General features: G+C 40.1%; 22 protein-coding genes. 13 read left to right on the top strand and 9 right to left on the bottom strand.

What is annotated here, in order from left to right; genetic code table 11:
• Nucleotides 1–504 precede the first annotated feature (504 nt).
• The 3 genes from LXF01_RS11100 to LXF01_RS11090 all read left to right on the top strand — a co-directional run bounded on the left by LXF01_RS11100 (nucleotide 505) and on the right by LXF01_RS11090 (nucleotide 3,326).
• Nucleotides 505–1,827: an NCS2 family permease gene (locus LXF01_RS11100; RefSeq protein WP_111885323.1), complete on the top strand. Its 1,323-nt coding sequence runs from the start codon at nucleotides 505–507 to the stop codon at nucleotides 1,825–1,827.
• 66 nt (nucleotides 1,828–1,893) lie between these two features.
• Entirely contained in the window at nucleotides 1,894–2,895 is a 1,002-nt protein-coding gene (locus tag LXF01_RS11095; protein ID WP_233944337.1) for an adenosine deaminase, read from the top strand.
• A gap of 56 nt (nucleotides 2,896–2,951) precedes the next feature.
• The gene (locus tag LXF01_RS11090; RefSeq protein ID WP_078194399.1) at nucleotides 2,952–3,326 is read left to right on the top strand and encodes a hypothetical protein; all 375 of its coding nucleotides are present in this window, start codon (nucleotides 2,952–2,954) and stop codon (nucleotides 3,324–3,326) included.
• A gap of 52 nt (nucleotides 3,327–3,378) precedes the next feature.
• Here LXF01_RS11090 and LXF01_RS11085 read toward each other — a convergent pair whose 3' ends face one another.
• Nucleotides 3,379–3,936, bottom strand: a complete 558-nt coding sequence (locus LXF01_RS11085) for a cytochrome b (RefSeq protein WP_078189083.1) — start codon at nucleotides 3,934–3,936, stop codon at nucleotides 3,379–3,381.
• 212 nt (nucleotides 3,937–4,148) lie between these two features.
• Between LXF01_RS11085 and LXF01_RS11080 the strand changes: the two genes are divergently transcribed.
• A complete protein-coding gene (locus LXF01_RS11080; RefSeq protein WP_233944336.1) occupies nucleotides 4,149–4,538 on the top strand; it encodes a hypothetical protein in 390 nt (129 codons plus the stop codon).
• A 93-nt stretch (nucleotides 4,539–4,631) separates the two neighbouring features.
• Complete coding sequence (rnhB, locus tag LXF01_RS11075; RefSeq protein ID WP_111885320.1) at nucleotides 4,632–5,201, top strand: ribonuclease HII; 570 nt, start codon at nucleotides 4,632–4,634, stop codon at nucleotides 5,199–5,201.
• A gap of 92 nt (nucleotides 5,202–5,293) precedes the next feature.
• On the opposite strand, the gene csrA is transcribed toward rnhB, so the two are convergent.
• From csrA to alaS, 3 genes are all read right to left on the bottom strand, one after another.
• A complete protein-coding gene (csrA, locus tag LXF01_RS11070) occupies nucleotides 5,294–5,548 on the bottom strand; it encodes a carbon storage regulator CsrA (RefSeq protein ID WP_078189080.1) in 255 nt (84 codons plus the stop codon).
• A 248-nt stretch (nucleotides 5,549–5,796) separates the two neighbouring features.
• Complete coding sequence (locus LXF01_RS11065; RefSeq protein WP_078194395.1) at nucleotides 5,797–7,077, bottom strand: aspartate kinase; 1,281 nt, start codon at nucleotides 7,075–7,077, stop codon at nucleotides 5,797–5,799.
• 347 nt (nucleotides 7,078–7,424) lie between these two features.
• Nucleotides 7,425–10,118, bottom strand: a complete 2,694-nt coding sequence (alaS, locus tag LXF01_RS11060; RefSeq protein WP_233944335.1) for an alanine--tRNA ligase — start codon at nucleotides 10,116–10,118, stop codon at nucleotides 7,425–7,427.
• Nucleotides 10,119–11,051: 933 nt separating this feature from the next.
• Between alaS and LXF01_RS11055 the strand changes: the two genes are divergently transcribed.
• Nucleotides 11,052–12,080 (top strand): type I glyceraldehyde-3-phosphate dehydrogenase, encoded by a 1,029-nt coding sequence (locus LXF01_RS11055; protein WP_233944334.1) that lies wholly within the window; start codon nucleotides 11,052–11,054, stop codon nucleotides 12,078–12,080.
• A 198-nt stretch (nucleotides 12,081–12,278) separates the two neighbouring features.
• Nucleotides 12,279–12,581 (top strand): hypothetical protein, encoded by a 303-nt coding sequence (locus tag LXF01_RS11050; protein ID WP_233945462.1) that lies wholly within the window; start codon nucleotides 12,279–12,281, stop codon nucleotides 12,579–12,581.
• Nucleotides 12,582–12,744: 163 nt separating this feature from the next.
• Here LXF01_RS11050 and LXF01_RS11045 read toward each other — a convergent pair whose 3' ends face one another.
• Nucleotides 12,745–13,044 (bottom strand): AzlD family protein, encoded by a 300-nt coding sequence (locus LXF01_RS11045; RefSeq protein WP_111885892.1) that lies wholly within the window; start codon nucleotides 13,042–13,044, stop codon nucleotides 12,745–12,747.
• Nucleotides 13,041–13,787 (bottom strand): AzlC family ABC transporter permease, encoded by a 747-nt coding sequence (locus LXF01_RS11040; RefSeq protein ID WP_233944333.1) that lies wholly within the window; start codon nucleotides 13,785–13,787, stop codon nucleotides 13,041–13,043. Before LXF01_RS11040 ends, LXF01_RS11045 begins: the two co-directional genes overlap by 4 nt.
• Nucleotides 13,788–13,929: 142 nt before the next feature.
• Between LXF01_RS11040 and LXF01_RS11035 the strand changes: the two genes are divergently transcribed.
• The 6 genes from LXF01_RS11035 to LXF01_RS11010 all read left to right on the top strand — a co-directional run bounded on the left by LXF01_RS11035 (nucleotide 13,930) and on the right by LXF01_RS11010 (nucleotide 19,922).
• Nucleotides 13,930–14,385: an Lrp/AsnC family transcriptional regulator gene (locus LXF01_RS11035; protein ID WP_078189073.1), complete on the top strand. Its 456-nt coding sequence runs from the start codon at nucleotides 13,930–13,932 to the stop codon at nucleotides 14,383–14,385.
• Nucleotides 14,386–14,706: 321 nt separating this feature from the next.
• Complete coding sequence (locus LXF01_RS11030) at nucleotides 14,707–15,873, top strand: ATP phosphoribosyltransferase regulatory subunit (protein ID WP_180115318.1); 1,167 nt, start codon at nucleotides 14,707–14,709, stop codon at nucleotides 15,871–15,873.
• Nucleotides 15,874–15,939: 66 nt separating this feature from the next.
• Nucleotides 15,940–17,259, top strand: a complete 1,320-nt coding sequence (locus LXF01_RS11025) for an adenylosuccinate synthase (protein ID WP_078189071.1) — start codon at nucleotides 15,940–15,942, stop codon at nucleotides 17,257–17,259.
• A 561-nt stretch (nucleotides 17,260–17,820) separates the two neighbouring features.
• Nucleotides 17,821–18,624 (top strand): M48 family metallopeptidase, encoded by an 804-nt coding sequence (locus LXF01_RS11020; RefSeq protein WP_078194387.1) that lies wholly within the window; start codon nucleotides 17,821–17,823, stop codon nucleotides 18,622–18,624.
• Nucleotides 18,625–18,721: 97 nt separating this feature from the next.
• Nucleotides 18,722–19,030, top strand: coding sequence for a hypothetical protein (locus LXF01_RS11015; protein WP_078194385.1), 309 nt, complete (start codon nucleotides 18,722–18,724; stop codon nucleotides 19,028–19,030).
• 112 nt (nucleotides 19,031–19,142) lie between these two features.
• The gene (locus tag LXF01_RS11010) at nucleotides 19,143–19,922 is read left to right on the top strand and encodes a M48 family metallopeptidase (protein WP_233944332.1); all 780 of its coding nucleotides are present in this window, start codon (nucleotides 19,143–19,145) and stop codon (nucleotides 19,920–19,922) included.
• 156 nt (nucleotides 19,923–20,078) lie between these two features.
• Here LXF01_RS11010 and LXF01_RS11005 read toward each other — a convergent pair whose 3' ends face one another.
• From LXF01_RS11005 to LXF01_RS10995, 3 genes are all read right to left on the bottom strand, one after another.
• Entirely contained in the window at nucleotides 20,079–20,561 is a 483-nt protein-coding gene (locus LXF01_RS11005; RefSeq protein ID WP_078194383.1) for an FKBP-type peptidyl-prolyl cis-trans isomerase, read from the bottom strand.
• 136 nt (nucleotides 20,562–20,697) lie between these two features.
• Nucleotides 20,698–21,999, bottom strand: coding sequence for an NAD(P)/FAD-dependent oxidoreductase (locus LXF01_RS11000; RefSeq protein ID WP_233944331.1), 1,302 nt, complete (start codon nucleotides 21,997–21,999; stop codon nucleotides 20,698–20,700).
• A gap of 103 nt (nucleotides 22,000–22,102) precedes the next feature.
• Nucleotides 22,103–23,416, bottom strand: coding sequence for a D-alanyl-D-alanine carboxypeptidase PBP6B (locus LXF01_RS10995; RefSeq protein WP_168379355.1), 1,314 nt, complete (start codon nucleotides 23,414–23,416; stop codon nucleotides 22,103–22,105).
• Nucleotides 23,417–23,445: the final 29 nt, after the last annotated feature.

Below are 23,445 nucleotides of genomic sequence, written 5' to 3'. Positions count from 1 at the left end.
AGGTGTTCAATGATGATTTGAACGCATCACCTTATATGCGCTAAAAAAAAATCAATCTTGCTGCTTTTGAATTGAGCTCAAGCATGATCTTGAAGAGTTCGTCTAAATATTGATATTTTATTTTTACATATAATAATTTGAAACTTTATAAATAAAACAATGTCTTAAATTTACTAAATTGAAAGGCGATGAAAATGTGGAAACATTAAAAAATCAATGTGTTATAATTTGCCGAAATTAATTTGATCAGTATTTATTGATATTAAATACGAATTAAATGACATAAATAGAGGAGCTGCATAGGTTTATGCAGCTTTTTTGTTTGCAAATTTCAACACTTATACCTTGTTGTATGCTGTTGAAAATAGGATTTTTTAAAGCCTACAATCTGCCGAATTGGCATATTCGTTGCTTAGGCATATACAAAATTAATGATGAATACATCACATGATTAATTTTGTGGGATGCTTATATGCATAAAGTTTACTTCATAGGGGCTAGGTCATGACGACTCCTAATCCATCTTCCGAGAACATGCTTGAACGTCTGTTTAAACTGAGCGAAAACAAAACCAGTTTCAAAACAGAGGTCATTGCAGGTGTAACTACTTTCTTGACAATGTGTTACATCATTATTGTCAATCCAATGATTTTGTCCGAAACGGGTATGGATCATGGAGCTGTTTTTGTCGCAACGTGTCTAGCAGCAGCCATTGGCTGTTTAGTAATGGGTCTTGTTGCTAACTATCCAATTGCCTTAGCACCGGGTATGGGTTTAAACGCTTACTTTACCTATTCTGTATGTTTGGGTATGGGCGTGGAATGGCAAACTGCTTTAGCAGCTGTATTTGTCTCTGGCCTTGTTTTTATCGCTATCAGCATGTTCAAAATCCGTGAAGCGATTGTCAATGCGATTCCAATGTCGCTTAAACTGGCGATCGGTGGCGGTATTGGTTTATTCCTTGCGCTGGTTTCTTTGAAAAATGCCGGCATTATTGTTGATAACCCTGCAACATTGGTTAGTCTGGGTGATTTAAAACAGCCGTCTGTCTTGTTAGCTTTACTTGGCTTCTTGATGGTTGTGGTTATGCATCACTTTAAAGTACGTGGTGCAATCATCATCAGTATTTTGGTGATTACTGCAATTTCAACCCTGCTGGGCTTCAACGAATTTAAAGGTGTTGTAGGTGCTATTCCTTCAATCGCTCCAACATTCATGCAAATGAACTTCGAAGGTCTATTCACCGCAAGTTTGATTGGCGTGATCTTTGTATTCTTCTTGGTCGATTTATTTGATTCTACAGGTACATTGGTCGGTGTATCACACCGTGCAGGTTTATTAAAAGACGGTAAATTACCACGTTTGAAGAAAGCATTATTTGCTGACTCATCTGCAATTGTTGCGGGTGCGGCATTGGGTACGTCATCAACTACGCCTTATATTGAATCATCAGCAGGTGTTGCTGCCGGTGGTCGTACAGGTTTAACTGCAGTTGTAGTTGCTGTATTGTTTATTTTGGCATTGTTCTTAGCACCACTTGCTCAGTCAGTACCAGGTTTTGCAACTGCGCCAGCATTGTTGTTTGTTGGTGTGTTGATGATTCAAGGTATCGTTCATATTGAATGGGATGATATTACTGAAGCAGTCCCAGCATTTTTAACAATTGTATTTATGCCGTTTACGTATTCAATTGCAGACGGTATTGCAATGGGCTTCATTAGCTATGCATTGGTTAAATTGCTTACAGGTAAGGCGAAAACTGTACCATATATGGTCTGGATTATTGCTGCACTTTGGGCATTAAAATTTGCTGCATTTGGCGGTTAATACTGTCAAATAGCGAAAGGGTGTAAACTCCGTTTGCACCCTTTTTTATTTTTATGAGGATAAAAGATGGATCAACTTGAGCTGATTCGCGCTTTGCCAAAAGCAGAGCTACATGTGCATATTGAAGGGACATTTGAGCCTGAACTCATGTTTGCAATTGCCCAACGCAACAATATTGCAATTCCTTATCAGTCAGTCGAAGAATTAAAAGAAGCGTATAACTTTCATAATTTACAGTCTTTTTTAGACATTTATTATGCAGGTGCAAATGTACTGATTCATGAGCAAGATTTTTATGATTTAGCATGGGCATATTTAGAAAAATGTGCAGAAGATCATGTGGTTCATACTGAAATGTTCTTCGACCCACAAACTCATACAGATCGTGGCGTTGCTTTTGAAACTGTTTTGAATGGCTTACAACGCGCTTGTAATGATGCCAAAGTAAAACTGGGCATTAGCTCACATCTGATTATGTGTTTCTTACGTCATTTATCTGAAGATGCAGCATTTTCAACTCTAGAACAGGCTTTGCCATATAAAGATCAAATTATTGGTGTCGGTTTAGATTCGAGTGAAGTGGGGCATCCGCCATCAAAATTCGAACGTGTTTTTGCCAAAGCACGTGAAGCAGGTTTTCTTATTGTTGCGCATGCAGGGGAAGAAGGTCCAGCAGAATACGTATGGGAAGCCTTGGATCTACTGAAAGTAAATCGTGTTGACCATGGTGTACGTTCAGAAGAAGATCCTGTCTTAATGCAGCGTTTAATTGCAGAGAAAATGCCATTAACAGTTTGCCCGCTGAGTAATTTAAAACTTTGTGTGGTGAATGATATGGCTGATCATAATATTCGCCGACTATTGCAACAAGGTGTGCATGTGACCGTCAATTCAGATGATCCATCTTATTTTGGTGGCTATATGAATGATAACTTTATTGCGATCACCGAAGCTCTTGATCTAAGCAATGCAGAGTTAAAGCAACTGGCAATTAACTCTTTTGAAGCATCATTTATTTCAGATGCGGAAAAACAAACTTGGATTAAAAAGATTGAAGCGTTGAATTAATAATCAGCGTATAATCTCAGGCAGTGAATATTCACTGCCTTTTTTATGTTTAAATCATGCTTTTCTCTCATTCAAATCGCTCTATATTTGCCTCATCGATTACATTTTTAGCCGTAGTATTGATTTCATCGGCTGCTATTGCAGATAAATCAAGTTTAAGTCAGCGTATGCTAAAGCCCGTGATTGAATATCAATGCTCGCAAGAGTTAAATAGTTCTAAAATTTGGAAAGGTGCTGCGTTGTTTATGAGTGCTCAACAGAAAAAAGACAATCAAGCTGCGATTTGTCAGTGCGTGAGTGAGCATGCTATGGATGATATCGGTGCAAAAGATCTGATGACTGCTGCAGTGAATGAAACTGAAAAGAATAAACTGATTTCTAAAGCGGTTTTGAATAGTATGCGTGGCTGTGCTCAGCAAGTGCTGAATTAAAAGATGATGCTCACAATAAAAGCCACATAATGTGGCTTTTATTTTGTCTTTGTTAGGGTTTTGGTTGTCGTGTCATGCTTTTGAGCACATGGTCTTTATCAATAAAATGATGTTTCAGTGCTGCCAAAATATGACCGACTAAGAGCAAGCCTGCTGCCCAAGAAATCCAAATATGTAGCGGTTTCACGATGGCTAATAATTCAGGATTATCTTGGACCAAGCGTGGTATTTCAAACAAATACAGGACAGGGGCCGGGTGACCTGCGCTCCAACTAAATAAGCAACCTGTAATCGGTAAAGCCAGTAGTACAAAATAAAGTGCTAAATGACCCAAATGTGCCAAGGTTTTCATGCCGGAGGACATGTTGTCAGGTAAATCTGGAGCGGGGTGGGTATAGCGCCAAAAGATTCGTATCACCACCAGAAAAATAATCGTAGTAGCAATATTTTTATGGAGGGTAATGACTTGCCCTTTAAAGCTGCCATCGACGTCATAACTCAGAAAATTGCCACTATAAAAGCCAATTAACCATGCCACGATGAATATGATCGCCATCAGCCAATGTAAGACCTGAGCTGTTCGAGTGTAGTATTGTGTGTTATTGCTCATGTTGATTATTTAAGCGTCCAATCTTATGCAGATTCTAATACAGACCACAAAAATATGCGTCGTTTAAAATCGGGACACTGTGTTGTGAATATGCAACACAGGCTTTGATGATTAACTACACAACTACCGAATTTATTTTAAATAGTCATATCAGATGGTGTGTGATTTGGGGCACAATATGCGCGTTAATTAACAGAACAAAGGAAATATTCGTGAAAAAAATAGTTGCTGTTCTAGCGCCATTAGCGCTTGTACTTTCTGCATGTGCTGCGACTGGTACAACAGGTACAAGTACATCTACAGGTACAACTTCAGCAAACAGCTTGGCAATGATGGCTGTTAAAGTGGGTGTTCAAGCGAAATGCGTGACTGAGCTAAATAACAACAGCTACTGGAAAACAGGTTCAAAACTATTAACAGAAACTCAAAAATCTGAACTACAAACTGAAGTGTGTTCATGTGTAGGCGAGAAAGCGACAACTAGCGTGACTGCAACGGATTTGGTTGTAGCAGCAATGGATAAAACTTCACAAGCAAATCTTGCGGCTAAAATTGTGACAAATACTTTAAATGTTTGCGTGATCGAAACATTTAAAAACTGAGATTTAGAACAATTTATACGACCCAGACATTGGTATTGCTGAGTATTAGCAAATCCAAATTAAGGGTCGTATTTTATTTTGAGTGAGAGATATATGAAAATTGCTGGTGCAGATGAAGCGGGTCGCGGTCCATTGGTGGGTTCGGTTGTTGCGGCAGCTGTCATTTTAGATCCAAATAACCCGATTGAAGGTTTAAACGATTCTAAGAAACTCACTGAAAAAAAACGTGAAAAGTTATTTATTGAGATTCAAGAAAAAGCCTTGGCTTGGGCGATTGCTGAAAGTTCTGCACAAGAAATTGATGAGATCAATATTTTGCAAGCATCATTACTTGCAATGCGTCGTGCAGTCGAAAAACTCAGTGTGCAGCCAGAACACGTGTTGGTCGATGGTAATAAAGTCCCAACCGGTTTAGCGATGAGCTGTGATGCTGTCGTAGGTGGTGATGCGATTCATCCAGAGATTTCGGCTGCGAGTATTTTGGCAAAAGTGACTCGAGACCACGAAATGGTTGAGCTAGATGCAAAATATCCACAGTATGGTTTTGCAAAACACAAGGGCTATCCAACCAAAGCACACTTTGAAGCAATTGCGCAGTATGGGGTGATTGATGAACATCGCCGCAGTTTTGGTCCCGTACGTAAAGTTCTAGAAGGGCAGTAATAAAGCTTAGTTGAACGTCTATAGTAAAAGCATGTTCTAGATAAATTTAAAGCGGCCTAATGAGCCGCTTTATCATTTAAACAACTTAAATCTTAGCGATTATAGTTATTTTGGGAATAATCAGTTTCTTCAAAAGATGGCTGATATTCTTGATCAATGTTTTGGAGATGTTCGTGCATTGCGCGTTCATGTTGAATTCGTTGGTAAATTTCTTCACGATGAACAGATACTTCTTTTGGAGCATTCACGCCAATACGAACCTGATTACCTTTAACACCAAGTACAGTCACGCTAACTTGGTCTCCAATCATTAATGTTTCTCCGACACGACGAGTCAGAATCAGCATGTTTCTCTCCTTGCAAAATGCAAAACCTGCAAATGATCTGTTATGTAAAATTCATAACTTGTAAAAGCAAAAAATTTAGCAGTGCATCTGAAACAATCATTGTGACAGTCGCAAACTGAGTAAATTTTAAAATCCTCAGGTTTAATATAACAGAGCCACTATAAAAAAAACTATAGTGGCTCTGAATTTTTACGATGTTTTTCAAAATCTGTCTAACAATGACAAATTTTGACACACAGCAAGGTTAATTAAGCACGTGCGCTTGATTCACCTGTTTCACGGTCTAGACCGAATGCAGTGTGTAGAGCACGTACAGCAAGCTCTAAGTATTTCTCATCAATAATCACTGAAATTTTGATTTCAGAAGTCGAAATCATCAAAATATTAATGCCTTCTTTTGCAAGAGCAGTAAACATTTTGCTTGCAACACCTGCGTGTGAGCGCATACCAACACCAACAATCGATACTTTTACGATGTCTGCGCGAGTTGCAACTTCACGTGCACCAATTTCTTGTGCAGTCGCTTCAAGAATGGCTTTCGCTTTTGATAATTCACTACGGTTAACTGTAAATGTGAAATCAGTTGTGCCGTCTTCTTCAACGTTTTGGATAATCATATCCACTTCAACATTGGCATCACCAATTGGTGAAAGGATGTTTGAAGCGATACCTGGTTTATCCGGTACACCAAGAATAGTTAATTTAGCTTCATCACGGTTGAACGCGATACCTGAGATGATTGGTTGTTCCATGTTGTCTTCCGCTTCAGTGGTGATTAGTGTCCCGACGTTTTGTTTAAAGTTTTCGTCGAATGCGCCATCATCGTCATTATCAAAACTTGATAATACGCGTAAAGGCACTTGGTATTTACCGGCAAATTCTACAGAACGAATTTGAAGGACTTTAGAACCAAGTGATGCCATTTCAAGCATTTCTTCAAAAGAAATACGATCAACTTTTTTCGCTTTTGGAGCGACACGAGGGTCAGTGGTGTAAACACCATCAACGTCTGTGTAAATCTGACATTCATCAGCTTTAAGTGCGGCGGCCAATGCAACACCCGAAGTGTCAGAACCACCACGACCTAGAGTCGTAGTGTTACCTTCGGCATCAAAGCCTTGGAAACCTGCCACTACAATGACACGTCCAGCGTCAAGGTTTGAAGTCAATACATCCGTATCAATCGCTTCAATACGCGCCTTGGTAAATGCGCTGTCGGTTTTAATACCGACTTGACGGCCTGTAAGTGATTTAGCTTCAACACCAATAGAGTTAAGTGCCATTGCTAACATAGAAATCGTTACCTGTTCACCCGTAGACACCATTTGGTCTAATTCGCGTGGATCAGGGGTTTCGGTAATGGCTTTCGCTAAAGCAAGTAGACGATTGGTTTCGCCACTCATTGCAGATACAACAACCACAACTTTGTGACCGTGATCATGCCAACGCTTTACACGACGAGCAACATTTAAAATGCGCTCTGGAGTACCCATTGAGGTACCGCCATATTTTTGAACGATTAATGCCATAACTATCCTTACCAAGTAAATAAGTCTAAAGACTTAAAGCACTTACACATATTTTAAGACCGCACTTCGGCGCGATTTTAATATACCACGTAGCTTATGAACTCCAAGGTAGGAGGAGTTCAAATAGATACTTTGTGTCTGCAGGGGATTCACATGAACCCAGCCTTTTAGACTCCATTTTCATCATTTAGCCAGAGGTTGAATATTGGTTTCAACATGATGATTGAGTTTGCGCTTTCACGCATCAACAATGTTTAAGCAGGATCCAGCATTAAAAAAACACACTGCTTAAACCCGTTGATTTGCTCAAAGGAGGTGAGTCACTTTGAGCTATAGGACTTTTGGTCTTATTTTGCAGCTAACCATGCAACGAGGTCAGTCATTACCGCTTCAAGTTTGTCGCTATAAGGCGCACCACCTTGAGCCATATCAGGTTTACCACCACCTTTACCGCCAAGTTCTTGACCAAGGTGTTTGATGATGTCACCTGCTTTTACAGCAGCAGTGTATTCTTTAGCAACCGAAGCAATCAGGCTCACTTTGTCGGCATCAACCGCTGCGATCACGATCACAGCATTGTCTAACTTAGATTTCACACCGTCGTGCAAGTTGCGAAGTGATTTCGCATCTACACCTTGAACCGTGGTGATTAATGTTTTGCGGCCAGCAATCTCTTGAACTTGACTCAATAACTCAGCGGCTTGGAAGCTCGCGAGTTTTTGGTTCAATTGTTCAATTTGTTTTTGCAAGCTAGATGCTGTGTGAGACAAAGCTTCAACTTTTTCTAAAGTTTGATCTTTTTGCGCTTTCAGCAAATCGTTGATTGCATGAATGTCACGATCTGCTTTTTGCGCAGCTTCAACAGCTTTAGTACCCGTAACGGCTTCAATACGACGTACGCCTGCAGCAACACCGCCTTCAGAAGTGATTTTGAATAGACCAATATCACCGGTGCGTTTTACATGAATACCGCCACAAAGTTCGATAGAGAAGTTTTTCTCATCTTTGGTTGTACCCATTGAAAGTACACGTACTTCGTCACCGTATTTCTCACCGAACAACATCATTGCGCCTTTTTCTTTGGCCGCCTCGATGTCTAAAAGTTCAGTTGAAACAGCAGTATTGGCAATCACTTCGGCATTGACAATGCGTTCAATTTCTTGAAGCTGTTCAAATGAAACAGGTTGGTCATTAGCAAAGTCAAAACGTAAAAGTTCGCTTGCAACCAATGAACCTTTTTGCTGTACGTGCGTACCTAAAACTTGGCGAAGTGCTGCATGTAATAGGTGAGTTGCAGAGTGGTTGCGTGAAGTTGCTTCACGGATCTCCGCTTTAACAATAGCCTCAACTGCTTGAGCTGCTTTTAAGTTACCCATGGTCACGATGCCTTGGTGTACAAAAGCGCCGCCTGATTTTTTGGTGTCTTGAACTTCAAAAATACCAGTTTCGTTTTTGAAGATACCTGTATCGCCAACTTGACCGCCACTTTCTGCATAGAAAGGAGTTTGGTTTAGAACGATTAGTGCTTCGTCACCTTCAAAAACTTCATCAACTTGTTCGCCGTCTTTGTAGATTGCAACAATTTGACCTTGGCCTTGAGTTGCGTCATAGCCGTCAAATTGAGTCTCGCCTTCAACTTTGACAATTGAGTTGTAGTCGACAGCAAATTTACCAGCATCACGCGCACGTTGACGTTGAGCCGCCATTTCGACTTCGAAACCAGCTTCGTCAATGGTTAAATCACGTTCACGTGCAATGTCTGCTGTTAAGTCAGTCGGGAAGCCGTAAGTATCGTAAAGTTTAAATACAGTTTCGCCTGGAATCACTGAACCTTTAAGTTGAGCCAATTCGCCTTCAAGCAATTTCAAACCTTGCTCTAAAGTTTTTGCGAATTGTTCTTCTTCTTTCAAAAGCTGTGCTTCGATACGTGCTTGCTGTGCAGCAAGCTCAGGATAAGCAGCGCCCATCACGTCGATCAGCGGCTGTAACATTTTATGGAAGAATGAGCCAGTTGCGCCCAATTTGTTACCATGACGTACTGCGCGGCGGATAATACGGCGAAGTACATAGCCACGGCCTTCGTTAGAAGGGTTAACGCCATCAGCAATCAAGAAGCAGCAAGAACGTGCATGGTCAGCCACAACTTTAAGTGAAGCAGGGTATTCAACAGGTTTGTTTTCTGCTTGCGCTTTTGCTTCAAGTTCAGTGGTATCTAAACCAATGATTTCTGCAGCAGCTTTAAGTAGGTTTTGGAATAGGTCGATTTCGTAGTTTGAGTTTACATGCTGTAAAACTGCAGAAATACGCTCTAAGCCCATACCTGTATCTACAGAAGGCGCTGGAAGAGGGTGTAGTACGCCATCAGCAGTACGGTTAAACTGCATGAATACGTTGTTCCAGATTTCGATGAAACGGTCGCCATCTTCTTCCGGAGTACCTGGTAGGCCACCCCAAATGTGGTCACCATGGTCAAAGAAGATTTCAGAACATGGACCGCAAGGACCTGTATCGCCCATTGCCCAAAAGTTATCTGAAGCGTATTTTTCGCCTTTGTTGTCACCTATACGGATAATTCGTGAAGCGTCTAGACCAATTTCTTTGTTCCAGATATCAAATGCTTCGTCATCTGTATGGTAAACAGTGGCATAAAGTTTATCTTTTGGCAGACCTAACCATTTTTCATTGGTTAAGAAATCCCAAGCAAATGTGATGGCATCACGTTTGAAGTAGTCACCAAATGAGAAGTTACCCAACATTTCAAAGAACGTGTGGTGACGTGCTGTATAACCAACGTTGTCTAAGTCGTTGTGTTTACCGCCGGCACGGACACATTTTTGTGAAGAAGTTGCACGAACGTAGTCACGTTTTTCAAGACCGAGGAAGCAGTCTTTAAACTGGTTCATACCAGCATTTGTGAATAATAGTGTTGGGTCGTTGGCAGGTACCAGAGAACTCGACGCGACACGTGTATGCCCTTGCGATTCAAAGTAGCTTAAAAAAGCTTCGCGAATTTCAGCTGATGTCATAAAACGAGTACTCACAACCAAGTCTCTCCTAATTTCGATTTGGTAATAGCCTATCAAGCAAGTCTTACAAAATTTTAAAGCTGGCTTGAGATGCTGACATAAAATTTAAAAACGCTAAATTATAACGGAAAAAGGTGTAGTGACCAATGATTTTCGGCTATCTCTATGACTTTTTATATGTTTTAAATTTAGCACCTATATTTTTAGATTTTTAAACCTTTGGAACGCTGAAAGTATTCATTGATTAATCTTGTGAGCGCACTGTTGCTGCATTTTATTTACTGATGTTGCGCAGTAACATCAGAAGCGCAATTTGATTCAAATAAAAGAACGATACGCGGTAACGTCATCCGCAAGTGTTTGAGATAGGGCTACTTTTAATCAAAAATGTTTTTGCGATATTTTCAATAATTTGACGCTAGTGAAAGAGTTTTGTCGGTGAGGTGCATTGCACGGCAAGTTGGTTTCCTTGCAAAGCGCGCTTCTCATTTTGCCGAATGAGAAACAATGTTTCGTAACAGTACCTCCAGCCGAAGGCTAATCCCTTTATCAATTCAAAAATGTAAGACTCCGTCGAATAAACTTAAAAAGCATTTTAAAAATGCTTAATTACTTTTTCGTGCATAACATCAGTTATTTATATGTCTTGAAAAGCTTTAAAAATTCAAATTCAACATGTTGATAAATAGTCTACGTGAAGGTGCTTTGCTTTTATATTTTTCAGTTCATTGGGAAAATTGCATGTTTATACCCAATTTAATCATAGTGTTTGGACTTGATCTTAGTGCTGTACATTTCTAGTGAAGCTAATATTTGGATCTATACAGGTGCTAAAGTTTTATAAAAATAAAGCCCAATAAGCATTAAACGAATAAATGATAACGTTTTCATGTTGAAATCCATTAACATATAGATGCTTTATTTTTGTTTCAAAACGAAGGATTGGTCATGCAGCGAGTGGCAATTAATGGATTTGGTCGAATCGGACGCAATGTATTACGCGCTTGGTTTGAAAATCCAAAAGAATTTCATTATGAAATTGTTGCCATAAATGATGTCGCTGATGTGGAAACCATGGTGCATTTGTTTAAATATGACACCACGCATGGTCGTTTTGCAGGCCAAGTCGAAATTCTTGAACAAGATGGCGTTATTTTTCTAGATATCTCTTGTGCTCAAGCGCATCTCAAAGTGCAAGTTTTAAATGAAGCACAGCCGAGTCTTTTGCCTTGGCAGCAACTGAATGTCGATGTGGTACTCGAATGCACAGGTTTATTTAGATCGCGAGAGGCAGCCACACAACATATTGGTGCAGGTGCCAAACGTGTGATAATTGGTGCGGCGCCGTTTGATAGTGTTGATGCTGCGATTGTCTATGGTGTTAATCATCATGAAGTCAAAGCGACGGATCAAATTATTTCGAGTGTGTCTTGTACCACGCAGGCTTTGGTACCTTTAGTCAAAATTATTGATGATGCCTTTGGTATAGACACCGCACTTATGACAGAAATTCATGCTGTGACTGCGGATCAATCTGTATTGGATCATGCACATCGTGACTTACGTCGTGCCCGAGCTTCGGGTCAAAATATTATTCCAACGACGTCTTCAGCTCTAGGGGCATTGAAACGGGTCATGCCGAAAATGGAAGATCGAATCGATGGCTATTCGATTCGTGTACCGACGATCAATGTCGCTGCAATCGATTTAAGTTTTGTGTCCCAATCGCTTATCACCAAGCATGAGTTAAATGCAGTGTTAAGCAAAGCTGCACGTTTTGATTATCATGAAATTATGTCAGTAACCGATGAACCTTTGGTCTCAAGTGATTTTAATCATTCACCTTATTCATTGATTGTCGATTTGAATCAAACCATGGTGGTAGGAAAACAAGCAAAAGTTTTCGCATGGTATGACAATGAATGGGGTTATGCGAACCGCTTGCTCGATTTATGTGAAAGTTTTCATTCTCTATAAAAATTCAAACATATCCAATGTAAAAACATCTACTAGCCTGTAGGTGTTTTTTATTTTCTAAAATTAGATGAAAAATCATGCTTAATGACCTACATATGGCTCGAAAATATTGAAAAACTTTAAAAAATATTCAAGCACAGCCAATTTATTGTTTAAGATGAAAGTCAAAGAAATATATAAAGAGTATTGAGCATGATGTTGATGTTACTTTGGGGATTTATTTTATTATTGGCGCTGGCGATTATATTTTTAATTTGGCTACAGTTTAATCGTGACGTATCGCAATCTACCGCGCATGAAACCTTGCCACTTGAAGAAAAAGTGGTGCACTTAGAAGCCAACCTGAAAAAGACCTTGGAAATTATGCAAGATCTTGCAAAGAAAATGCATATCCAGCAAGAAGTATTAGATCAAACCACTCACAAATTACAGCAAGTTGAATTGCAAAATGCAGAGTTGGTGAACCTTTTGGCAAAAGTGGTCAAGACAGACCAAAGCTAATCAAAAAAATACAAAAGACTGCCCACACCTCAATATCTGCATGAAGCATGTGATCTCAAAGTATGGGTATTTTTTATCCAATAAGATGATTCCTAATATTCACCATCATTGGGTTTAAATCGTAGTTCTTTCGTTATTCAAAACATGATCGCGTATTACTTAGTTAAATCAAAATTTGTCTTAATACTGCTGCTGAAAGCATGCTAATCACAACGGTAGGCAATAACGAAAAACGTGATGCTGCAAATAGCGTAATGGCCATCGCGATTAAATCAGCAGGATGATCTTTGACAAAATAGGGCGCAATCACTGAGATCAATACACAGCCGGGAACAACTTCCATAATTTGACGTTGTTTGTTGGTGAGGCTACGGTTTTTCAGTAACACATAACCCAAGATACGGGTCAGGTAGGTGGTTAAAGCAATAAATAAGATGGCGATCAGGGTGCTGGTGTGAATCATGCATCATCTCCAATTAGGAAAAATGCAGAAGCAATACCCGTAACTGCGCCAATCGGAACATACCAGCCCGCAGGGAGATACAAATAAGCCAGAGATGCGGCAATCAAACTGACCAGCCATGGACGCGCCGCTTTAAAGCCTTTCCACATGCCACGCAGTAAAACAAGAAATACTGCAGGGAAGGCCATATCAAAACCAAGTCGACTAATATCGCCAAGTATCGGTCCGATCATTGCCCCTAGCGTGGTAAAGCCAACCCACATCAAATATAGAGCACAGCATAAGCCTGCATAGAACATTAAACTAAAGGCACGCTGAATTCCCAAAACATTGGATTTTTTTTGCGCATCGGCCAAACCTACGGCCCAACTTTCATCGCACATAAAAAATAAAGCGGTATAAACCTTACGATTCGGTAGATGTCTTAAATACGGGACAAGGCTCGCCCCCATTAATAGGTGCCGACTATTCACTAAAAACGTAATAAACATCAGCATGAGAATATTAGGGGGATTGGTCCAAACTTCTAAAATGGCAAATTCAGAACCACCAGCAAAGTTAAGACCAGTCAAAAACGGAACTTCTAAACTAGAAAAGCCTTTATGTGTTGCCTGAGCACCCAAAACTAATGCAAAAGGAATAATGCCCAGCAGCATTGGAATAGATGTTTTTAGACCTCGTTTAAACTCAATAGAATGCTGTGAATGGGTGTGATTGAGTGTACTTTGTCTAAACATCAACATGACGTTTTCCATGAAGCGAGATCGAAAGCAATATTTTATGAATATCTGAGCAGCATTTGGCAGCTATTTTAGGAAAGGTTGCTTTTATTGTGCAATGAAATTGCTAAAATAAAGATTATTGTGAAATTTAGTGCCTTTATTGATGGATCAGATAGATAAACGCATTTTGCAAGCATTACAGCAAAATGGAAAACTACAAAATAATGAATTGGCCCAACTAGTTGGTTTATCACCTTCGCCGTGTTTGAGACGGGTTAAGCAACTAGAAGATGAAGGCTATATTGAGAAATATGTGGCTTTACTGAATCAGTCAAAATTGAATTTAAGTTTAACGGTATTTGCGCGGATTTGGCTAAAAGGTCAAGATGCAAAAACCGTGAATGATTTTGTCGCAGCGATTCAAACGATGCCTGAGGTGGTTGAATGTCAACTCATGGCAGGGGATTGTGACTTTTTCTTACGTATCGTCGTGGCAGATTTAGAAGCTTATCGTAAGTTTCAGATTCATCATTTAACGCAGATCGCCAGTGTGCAAAATGTAAAAACAGAGATACCGTTACAGGCCGTTAAACAAACTACAGCGCTTCCATTGGATTGATGTTCGTGTCTTAAATTAAGTTATTGAGCCTGATCATATTTATAACTTTGTTTAAAACTTCATCTATAGAAAGTAGGATGCTTATTATTTTTTATCAAATGGTTAAAAAAATAACGTTTACAGGATTTTAAAATCTAAGCATAAACATGGATTTAGTTGTAAAAATTAAAGCTGTTTATGAAGTAATGAATGCTGAAGCATCTTTTATGAAAAAGTCGTGTGCAAGCGTAAAACTATCGTGCTAAACTAGGAGAAATCGGGTGTGCTCCCGATTTTTTTATGCGGATTTGTTCCGCGCTGACAAGAATTTAGGTTTACAACATGCCCATTTCAGAGACATGGTTATTACCTGATGGTGTAGCTGATGTACTGCCAGAACAGGCGCAAGTGATTGAATCTTTGCGTCGTGAAGCATTAGATTTCCTCGCATCTCGAGGTTATCAGTTGGTGTACACGCCATTCATTGAATACATCGAATCTCTATCTTCTCTTTCAGAATCGAATCAAGATTTAGACTTAGCCACTTTTAAAGTGATCGATCAACTTTCAGGTCGTTTGCTTGGTGTGCGTGCCGATATGACACCACAAGTGGCTCGTATTGATGCGCATGTACATCCTGTCGAAGGTGTAGCTCGTTATTGCTACGCTGGTACAGTACTACATACTAAGCCACAGGGTTTTAATACCACACGTGCACCTTTACAGTTAGGTGCAGAATTATTTGGTTCAGACAGCATTGATGCTGACGTTGAACTGATTGATGTCATGATCAACTTGCTTGCTAAAGCAGGTCATGCAGATGGTATCCATCTTGATTTAGGGCATGTCGGTTTATTCCGCAGCATGGTGAAACAAGCTGGCTTGAGCAAAGCAGTTGAACGTCAGTTATCTGACTTGTATCAACGTAAAGCACTACCTGAACTTGCTGAATTCACACAAAGCATTCCGAATGGTGATGACTTCTATACATTAGGTCGTTTTGCAAGTGATTTAGATGCGTTACAAGCAAATTTAAGTGCTGAAGTTTTAAATAACGAAGCATTTAAACTTGCATTTGATGCAGTGAAATCGACACAAGCCGCAATTCAGGTGCGTTGGCCAGAACTACATATTGGTATCGATGTTGTAGAACTTCGTTCATACCATTATCACACTGGTTTAATGTATGCCGTATATGCACCAAACCGTGCTGCGCCATTGGCTCAAGGCGGTCGCTATGACGGTATTGGTGAACACTTCGGTCGCGCGCGTCCAGCGACAGGTTTCTCTTGTGATCTATATGCATTAACTGCAGGTCAAGTTCAGAAAAGCCAAGTTTTGGTTGCACCAAAAGGCATCGAAGCAGATTTATTAAAGGCAATTGAGGCAGCACGTACCGAAGGATTCAGTGTTGTTCAATTGTTAGGTAATGATGATTTAAGCTCAGCACCGTATGCAACGCACCAGTTGGTGAATGCAAATGGCGAGTGGACAATCAAACAAATTTAATCTCGGATGTGCCTGCGGGCACACACGTTTTTTCCAATTTTAACAGCATGATGCAATGAGGCTATTATGGGCAAGAATGTTGTGGTACTTGGTACCCAATGGGGCGACGAAGGTAAAGGTAAGATCGTCGACCTGCTCACAGATCAAGCGGCTGCGGTAGTTCGCTATCAAGGCGGACACAACGCAGGTCATACACTTGTGGTTGGTGGTAAGAAAACTGTTTTACACCTCATTCCATCTGGTATTTTACGTGACAACGTATTGTGCTTAATTGGTAATGGTGTTGTTCTATCACCTGAAGCTTTAATCCACGAAATGGAAGTTTTAGAAAAAGAAGGCGTGCCTGTACGTGAACGTCTACGTATTTCTCCAAACTGCCCATTGATCCTTCCACACCATATCGCCCTTGACCAAGCACGTGAGAAAAAACGTGGCAATGCGAAAATTGGTACAACAGGTCGTGGTATCGGTCCTGCATACGAAGACAAAGTGGCTCGTCGTGCAATCCGTGTTGCTGACTTGGTTCGTGGTGGTGCTCATCTTAAAGCTCAACTAGAAGAGCTTCTTGAATACCATAACTTCCAATTGACTCAATTCTTCGGTGTTGAAGCCGTTAAAGTTGAAGATGTAATCGCTCTATGTGACGAATGGCGTAAAGTCATCGAACCTATGGTGATGGACGTGACTGGCGAACTTCATGCTTACCGTAAAGCGGGTAAGAAAATCATGTTTGAAGGCGCGCAAGGTTCACTTCTTGACGTTGATCACGGTACATACCCGTATGTTACTTCTTCAAACACAACTGCTGGTGGCGTAAGCTCTGGTTCAGGTCTTGGTCCATTGCACCTTGACTATGTATTGGGTATCACTAAAGCGTACACAACTCGTGTAGGTGCTGGTCCGTTCCCAACTGAACTTGTTTATGATGCTGCTAACGATGTTGGTGATGCAATCGGTAAACACTTGGGTACTGTAGGTTCTGAATTTGGTGCGTCTACTGGCCGTCAACGTCGTTGTGGTTGGTTCGATGCTGAAATTCTACGTCGTTCAGTAGAAGTAAACTCACTTTCTGGTATTTGCTTAACTAAACTAGACGTTCTAGATGGTTTAGAAGAAGTGAAAATCTGTGTAGGTTACGAAGCAGCTGATTCTGGTTGTGTAGGTTCTTCTGATGCGCTTGCATTTGAAACTTTAAAACCAATCTACGAAACTATGCCAGGTTGGTCTGAGTCTACTTTTGGTGCGAAATCACTAGATCAATTGCCACAAAATGCAATTAACTACGTGAAACGTTTAGAGCAATTGATTGAATGTCCAATCGACATCATTTCAACTGGTCCAGACCGTGATGAAACAATCGTATTACGTCATCCATTCGACGCATAATGTGCTGTTGAATTAAGATGTCAAAAGCCTCGCGATAGCGGGGCTTTTTTTATAGGGCGAAGAATAAAAATTCAAAAAATGACAGGTATTATTAACTGATAAACGCAGTAACATCCGAAGTGCCATTTGATTCAAATAAAAGAATGATACGCGGTAAGGTCATCCGCAAGTGTTTGAGACAGGACAACTTTTAATTAAAAATGTTATTGCAATACTGTGAATAATTTGACACTAGTGAACGAGTTTTGTCGGTGAGGTGCATTGCACCGCAAGATGGTTTCCTTGCGAAGCACGCTTCTCATTTTGCCTAATGAGAAACATTGTTTCATGTGTGTACCTCCAGCCGAAGGCTAATCCCTTTATTTAAGCTCTAGATGTAAGACTCCGTCGAATATACTTAAAAGTATTTAAAAAAATGTGAAATTATTTTTACGGAGTAACATCAGATATTAAATTTAAATAATGGAAAAATAAAGATTTTGAAAAAATAAGCATAAAAATATTGAGTCAGTCAATTTTTTGTATATATTTGACACTCTTTATAAATAACTAGAGATCATGATGAATTATAAAAAATCTTTGGCATGCTTTGCCGTAGCAGCTTCTTTATCAGGTTGTACCACGATTGCTGATCTTGCAGGTGCTGATTCTGCATCTTTGAACTTACAGGCAACACAGTCTTATAACGCAATGCTGAAAGACGCTCAGACCAAACAAGTGCTCGATACCAAGTCTGCGACTTATCAAAAAGTAAACCGTGTTTTCTGGAAAATGAAACCATTTGCAGATCAGATGAATCAAACGGGTCAGGCTTTTGATTGGAAAGTTGCCGTGATCAAGTCTAAAGAAATCAATGCCTATGTTGCACCCGGCGGGAAAGTTGTTTTCTATACAGGAATCGTCGAAACCCTCAAACTGACGGATGATGAAGTCGCAGCAATCATGGGCCACGAAATGGTGCATGCCTTAGAAGAACATGCAAAAAATAAAATTGGCGCTTCAGCACTGACCAATCTTGCGGTGAGTATCGGTTCACAATATGTAGGCAATGCTGCAGGCGGCTATGGTGCAACCTTGCTTGATTTGGGTAGTCAGTTCGGTGTGGGCTTACCGTATTCACGTAATTTGGAAAGCCGCGCGGATAAAGGTGGCCTAGTGATGATGGCAAAAGCTGGATACAACCCAGAAGCAGCGATCTCGTTGTGGAAAAAAATGAATGCAAATGACAACAGTGGCAATGATGCACTGAGCAAATTTATGTCTACACACCCAAGCAATAATGACCGTATTGCTGCTATGCAAAAAATGATGCCAGAAGCACAGCAATATTATAAAAATGCGACACCTTCGAGTGTGCGTCGTTAATTTCGGCTGTTTTCAAGACTAAAGTTGCATTTTAGTACGCTATACACATTGTGTTGAGTTGCTAAAATGCAATTTGAATTAGGAAGAGAAGTGCAGGATGCAAAAGAATATTTCGACCACCATTTTTTATTCTTTATTATTTGCGATGGGGGGAGCACCTACCATTGCCATGATGATTATTCGTGCCCAAACTCAAGACCCTCAATTGATTTATCAAGCTCTAATTGGTTTGTCGGTGATTATTGCATGTATTCTTGTACCTATAGTTTTGATACAAAATGCTGTCCTATTTTTTAAGCGAAAAAATGTGCAGTTAGAAGAAAAAATCAAGCCATTAATGCATGTGTATTTAGGCTTGAATGTGGTTTGTTTAATCTATTGGTTGGTTCTTCAATTTTCAGCTTAAAAAAATTACATAATTACTATTATAAGTCGCTATAACTTCGTTTTAAGCTCCGAACCATAAGAATATAATATCCATAAATTCACTTATATTTTAATGGTCTGGAGTATCCTTAATGAAAAAAATTATTCTAACGAGCCTGTGTATGGCCGGTGTAATGACGATTTCAGGCTGTGCGACAGTGGCAGATATGGCAGGAGCGGATACTGCTACATTGAACGCGCAAGCAACACAAAGTTATAACAAAATGGTGACAGATGCGCGTTCTAAAAATCAGCTCGATACCTCTTCGAGTACATATAAGCGCATTAATACTGTATTCCAAAAACTGCGTCCTTATGCAGACCAAATGAACCAAACGGGTCAAGCGTTCCAATGGCAATTGGCGGTCATGAAATCTGATCAAGTCAATGCCTTTGTCGCTCCAGGCGGTAAAGTTGTATTTTATACAGGTATCGTCAATAAACTGAATTTAACCGATGCAGAAATTGCAGCAGTTATGGGACATGAAATGGTCCATGCTCTTGAAGAGCATGCAAAAAGTAAATTGGGAGCGCAAGCCTTAACTGATCTTGCATTGAATATTGGTTTAAGTGCGGCAGGTAATAATGTCGGTCAATTGGGTACTGCGGCCGCGCAGTTGGGTAGTCAAATTGGTATAGGTCTGCCTTATTCACGTTCTTTGGAAAGCCGTGCAGACCAAGGTGGCTTAATGTTAATGGCACGTGCAGGTTATAACCCACAAGCGGCGATTACGCTTTGGGAAAAAATGAATAAGCTTGAAGGTGCGGGAGGTTCATCATTCTTATCAACGCATCCATCAAACTCACAACGTATTGAAGCGATGCGTAAAAATCTACCTGCAGCGCAGCGGATTTATAACCAACGTCGTTAATTCATAAGAATTAATTATCCGTTTTAAAAAAGCAGGCCGTGGCCTGCTTTTTTGTATTTAATAGTTTGAAAAGTTCTTATATGGCATACCTATATCAGGCGCAATAAAAAAGGCAAAGTAAAAACTTTGCCTTCTTGCACTAGAGATTGGAAGATCTTAGTGGTGATGACCGCCTGCACCGTGTACGTGACCGTGTTCAAGTTCTTCAGCAGAAGCCTCACGGATTTCAACGATTTCAACTTCGAAAGTTAAATCTTGACCAGCAAGTGGAAAGTTCGCATCAACAACAACGTTGTCGCCTTCAACCGCTTTAACTGTCACGATTTGAACGCCGTCATCAGTTTGAGCTTGGAATTGCATACCTGGTTGGATGTTATCCACGCCTTGGAACATTTGAGCAGGAACTTCTTGAACGAGATCAGGATTGTATTCGCCATAACCTTCAGCAGCAGGTACAGTTACAGTGAATTTTTCACCAACTGTTTTGCCTAAAAGAGCTTTTTCAAGACCTGGAATGATGTTACCAGCGCCGTGCAAATATGCTAGTGGCTCACCTTGAGATTGGTCGAGAGTTTCACCCTCTGCATTAGTCAATGTGTAGTGGAAAGAAACCACAGAGTTATTTGCAATAGCAGTCATGTTATTGATCCATTCAATTTTTTAAGGGTTACATCATAAAGTGAAATTGCACTTTTGTAGACTAAATTTATCAAAAAAATGCAATTTTTAAATGCTTATGATGCTTTTTTCATTAATCGGGGCAAATCTGTAAATTTCAATGCAATTTAATTTTAGGCGCAATTTTTCGTGTAACAAAATCTTTAGCCGTTAATAGTCCTGCATGTGCGTAGCCGTAAATTGTGGCTTGATGCATTCGATAAAGTGAAACGTACATTGATTTGGCAACAAAGCCTTGAACATTGACCTGACCTAAAAGTTCACCAACCGCTTTATGCTTGCTTAATGAGACTAAGGAACCTTTGTCTGAAAATACGAACATCGGGAGTTGCTGACCACGGATACGCGCCTTTAAGCAATCCACGAGAAATGACGCTTGTTGGCTAGCAACTTGAGCGCGTGGGCCGAGGACAGGCTCATCTGCACGCGGTTGGCAATGTGCACAATCACCAAACGCGAAAATATCTGGGTGTGCCTTAGTTTGTAGTGTTGCATATACACTCAAACGCCCCATGCGGTCTTTTTCAAAGCCTTCAAGCTTCGAAATTACTTCTGGTGTTTTAATGCCTGCTGCCCAAACCTTCAGTTCAGCTTTAATTTTACTGCCATCATTAAAATAAACATGTTCAGCATCGACTTTTTCCACACGTTTAGAGGTTAAGACTTCAATTTTCATGCGTTTTAATTGCTGCTGAGCATGCTCGGCCATTTTTTCAGGGAGTGCAGGCAGAATCCGATCAGCACCTTCAATCAAATTGATCTGTACGCTTTGAGGATGAATTTTATTTAAACCATATTTATAAAAATTATTTTTGGCTTCAACCAATTCTGCTGAAAGTTCAACCCCCGTTGCACCTGCGCCAATAATGGCAATTTTCAACTCACGTGCTGTATTGCTATTTTGCGCATCCAAATACAACTGTAAGAGATCTTGTTGGAAGATTTCAGCTTGTTGCAGGCTGTCCAAATAGTGACAATGTTCATACACGCCCGGTGTATTAAAATCGTTGGAAACTGAGCCTAAAGCAAGAACAAGGGTATCATAACTCAGTTGCAGTTGTTCTTGAGTAGATTCATATTTACCTTGTTGGACTTTGCTAAGCTGAATAGTTTTTTCAGCAGGATTGACATCTTCAAACTTAGCCAAGACAAACTCATAATGATGCTTCGCAGCATGTGCATAGTAGTTAATTTCTTCTTCACTAACCGACATAGTCCCTGCGGCAATTTCATGTAAAAGGGGTTTCCAGACATGCGTGAGTTTCATATCTACGAGGGTAATGCGTGCTTTCTTTTTTTTCCCGAGTAAATCACCGAGTTGAGTGACCAGTTCTAAACCACCGGCACCACCACCGACAATGACAATATGGTGTAACTTGGAGTCATCAGCGTTATTCATTGAATTCCCTATTTTATTATTGTTGAAAAAAAGAAGATGGCACGAGTATGCCATCTTCTTTTTTTCACGAATAACGAATTGTCTTACAAGTTACATAATCACATCATTGACCTAAAGGGTAGGTTTTAACTTCTGCTGAATCAGTATTAAAGATGCTAAAAAGACCTTTAATCCACATCATGAAACGCTCAAAAATATTGGCTTCTTCAATTTGCACGTCATCTTCGATATCAAAGGTATTGATCAGCTGATTATTTTGATAAACCGTAACGGTGGCTAATTTCATCACTTCAGCCAATGGCGCAGTGAGTTCTTTTTCATTTACTTCAACACTCAGTTTAGTCTGTGTTTCATGAAGTGGTTCAATGGCTTGAATTTGACCATTGCCAGTATTTAAAAGAATACGTTGCTGTGTAGGGTCAAAAGCTTTTAAATCGATGGCATAAGCTTGATCATAAAGTGAAGTTGTAATCAGTTTAGGTTGTTGAGTTTCCACCTTAAACATTTTCAAGGTTGATTTAACCACAGGTAATTCAGCAATTAATTGCTTATCTTTGATTGCAACTTCATTACGTGTATAGGTATAAGCCAAGTTCATGAGGTTGTGAGCCACTTCAGCACGTTTTAATCCACTTTTTGCCCCTAATACCACAACAATCAAACGACGTTCTGGCGCGTCGGGATTCGCGATCAAACGGTTAGCTGTTAAAGCTAAATTATAACCTGCAGCTTTAGTAAAACCTGTTTTTAAGCCATCAACGGTGGGATCTTGTTTGAGTAAAATATTAGTTGCATGGTGGAAACGGTGATTATAACTAAAACTTTGTTGTTTAGAATAATTCAAATAGTCAGGTGTTTCAGTCACCAGTGCTTGCCCTAAACGTGCAAGGTCAGCCGCCGATGAATAATGTTCTGGCATGGTAATACCGGCTGGATTTTGAAAATTGGTATCATTCATGCCCAAAGCTTTAGCTTCTTTGTTCATGCGTTCAATAAATTTTGGAATATCACCAGAAATGCGTTCAGCTAAAGTCACAGCGGCATCATTGGCAGACATGACCACAAGACCTGCTAAAAGCTGATCAACTGAAATTTGTTCGCCTGCTTTGAGATACATTTGTGATTCATCCCATTGAACCACTTGTACAACTGGGGTTGCGGTTAGGATTTCATTTTTCTTTAAATGACCTGCTTTAATTTCCTTTAGAGCAATATAAGCCACCATCATTTTGGTAAGTGAAGCAGGGGCACGCTGAACATGGCTATTATGTTCTGCAATCACCTGACCCGACTGAGGGTCTAAAATGGTCCAAGCTTCAGCTTCAACGGTTTCAGGGACAATATTTAAAAGGGCAGCATTTGCTATCGTGGAGCATAGAAAACTAAGCAGCGCGATGAGGTAGATCACGTGTTTCAATGAGGTTCCTTAACCAACCATTCCGTTGG

It is taken from the genome of Acinetobacter sp. SH20PTE14 (assembly GCF_021391555.1).
Taxonomy (GTDB): domain Bacteria; phylum Pseudomonadota; class Gammaproteobacteria; order Pseudomonadales; family Moraxellaceae; genus Acinetobacter; species Acinetobacter amyesii.
This window is presented reverse-complemented; position numbering and strand designations above follow the sequence as displayed.

Bases quoted from the DNA above. Each gene is read 5' to 3' on its own strand.
- LXF01_RS11100 (WP_111885323.1), top strand. From the start codon at position 505: ATGACGACTCCTAATCCATCTTCCGAGAACATGCTTGAACGTCTGTTT.
- LXF01_RS11095 (WP_233944337.1), top strand. From the start codon at position 1,894: ATGGATCAACTTGAGCTGATTCGCGCTTTGCCAAAAGCAGAGCTACAT.
- LXF01_RS11090 (WP_078194399.1), top strand. From the start codon at position 2,952: ATGCTTTTCTCTCATTCAAATCGCTCTATATTTGCCTCATCGATTACA.
- LXF01_RS11085 (WP_078189083.1), bottom strand. From the start codon at position 3,936: ATGAGCAATAACACACAATACTACACTCGAACAGCTCAGGTCTTACAT.
- rnhB (WP_111885320.1), top strand. From the start codon at position 4,632: ATGAAAATTGCTGGTGCAGATGAAGCGGGTCGCGGTCCATTGGTGGGT.
- csrA (WP_078189080.1), bottom strand. From the start codon at position 5,548: ATGCTGATTCTGACTCGTCGTGTCGGAGAAACATTAATGATTGGAGAC.
- LXF01_RS11065 (WP_078194395.1), bottom strand. From the start codon at position 7,077: ATGGCATTAATCGTTCAAAAATATGGCGGTACCTCAATGGGTACTCCA.
- LXF01_RS11055 (WP_233944334.1), top strand. From the start codon at position 11,052: ATGCAGCGAGTGGCAATTAATGGATTTGGTCGAATCGGACGCAATGTA.
- LXF01_RS11045 (WP_111885892.1), bottom strand. From the start codon at position 13,044: ATGATTCACACCAGCACCCTGATCGCCATCTTATTTATTGCTTTAACC.
- LXF01_RS11040 (WP_233944333.1), bottom strand. From the start codon at position 13,787: ATGTTGATGTTTAGACAAAGTACACTCAATCACACCCATTCACAGCAT.
- LXF01_RS11035 (WP_078189073.1), top strand. From the start codon at position 13,930: ATGGATCAGATAGATAAACGCATTTTGCAAGCATTACAGCAAAATGGA.
- LXF01_RS11030 (WP_180115318.1), top strand. From the start codon at position 14,707: ATGCCCATTTCAGAGACATGGTTATTACCTGATGGTGTAGCTGATGTA.
- LXF01_RS11025 (WP_078189071.1), top strand. From the start codon at position 15,940: ATGGGCAAGAATGTTGTGGTACTTGGTACCCAATGGGGCGACGAAGGT.
- LXF01_RS11020 (WP_078194387.1), top strand. From the start codon at position 17,821: ATGAATTATAAAAAATCTTTGGCATGCTTTGCCGTAGCAGCTTCTTTA.
- LXF01_RS11015 (WP_078194385.1), top strand. From the start codon at position 18,722: ATGCAAAAGAATATTTCGACCACCATTTTTTATTCTTTATTATTTGCG.
- LXF01_RS11010 (WP_233944332.1), top strand. From the start codon at position 19,143: ATGAAAAAAATTATTCTAACGAGCCTGTGTATGGCCGGTGTAATGACG.
- LXF01_RS11005 (WP_078194383.1), bottom strand. From the start codon at position 20,561: ATGACTGCTATTGCAAATAACTCTGTGGTTTCTTTCCACTACACATTG.
- LXF01_RS11000 (WP_233944331.1), bottom strand. From the start codon at position 21,999: ATGAATAACGCTGATGACTCCAAGTTACACCATATTGTCATTGTCGGT.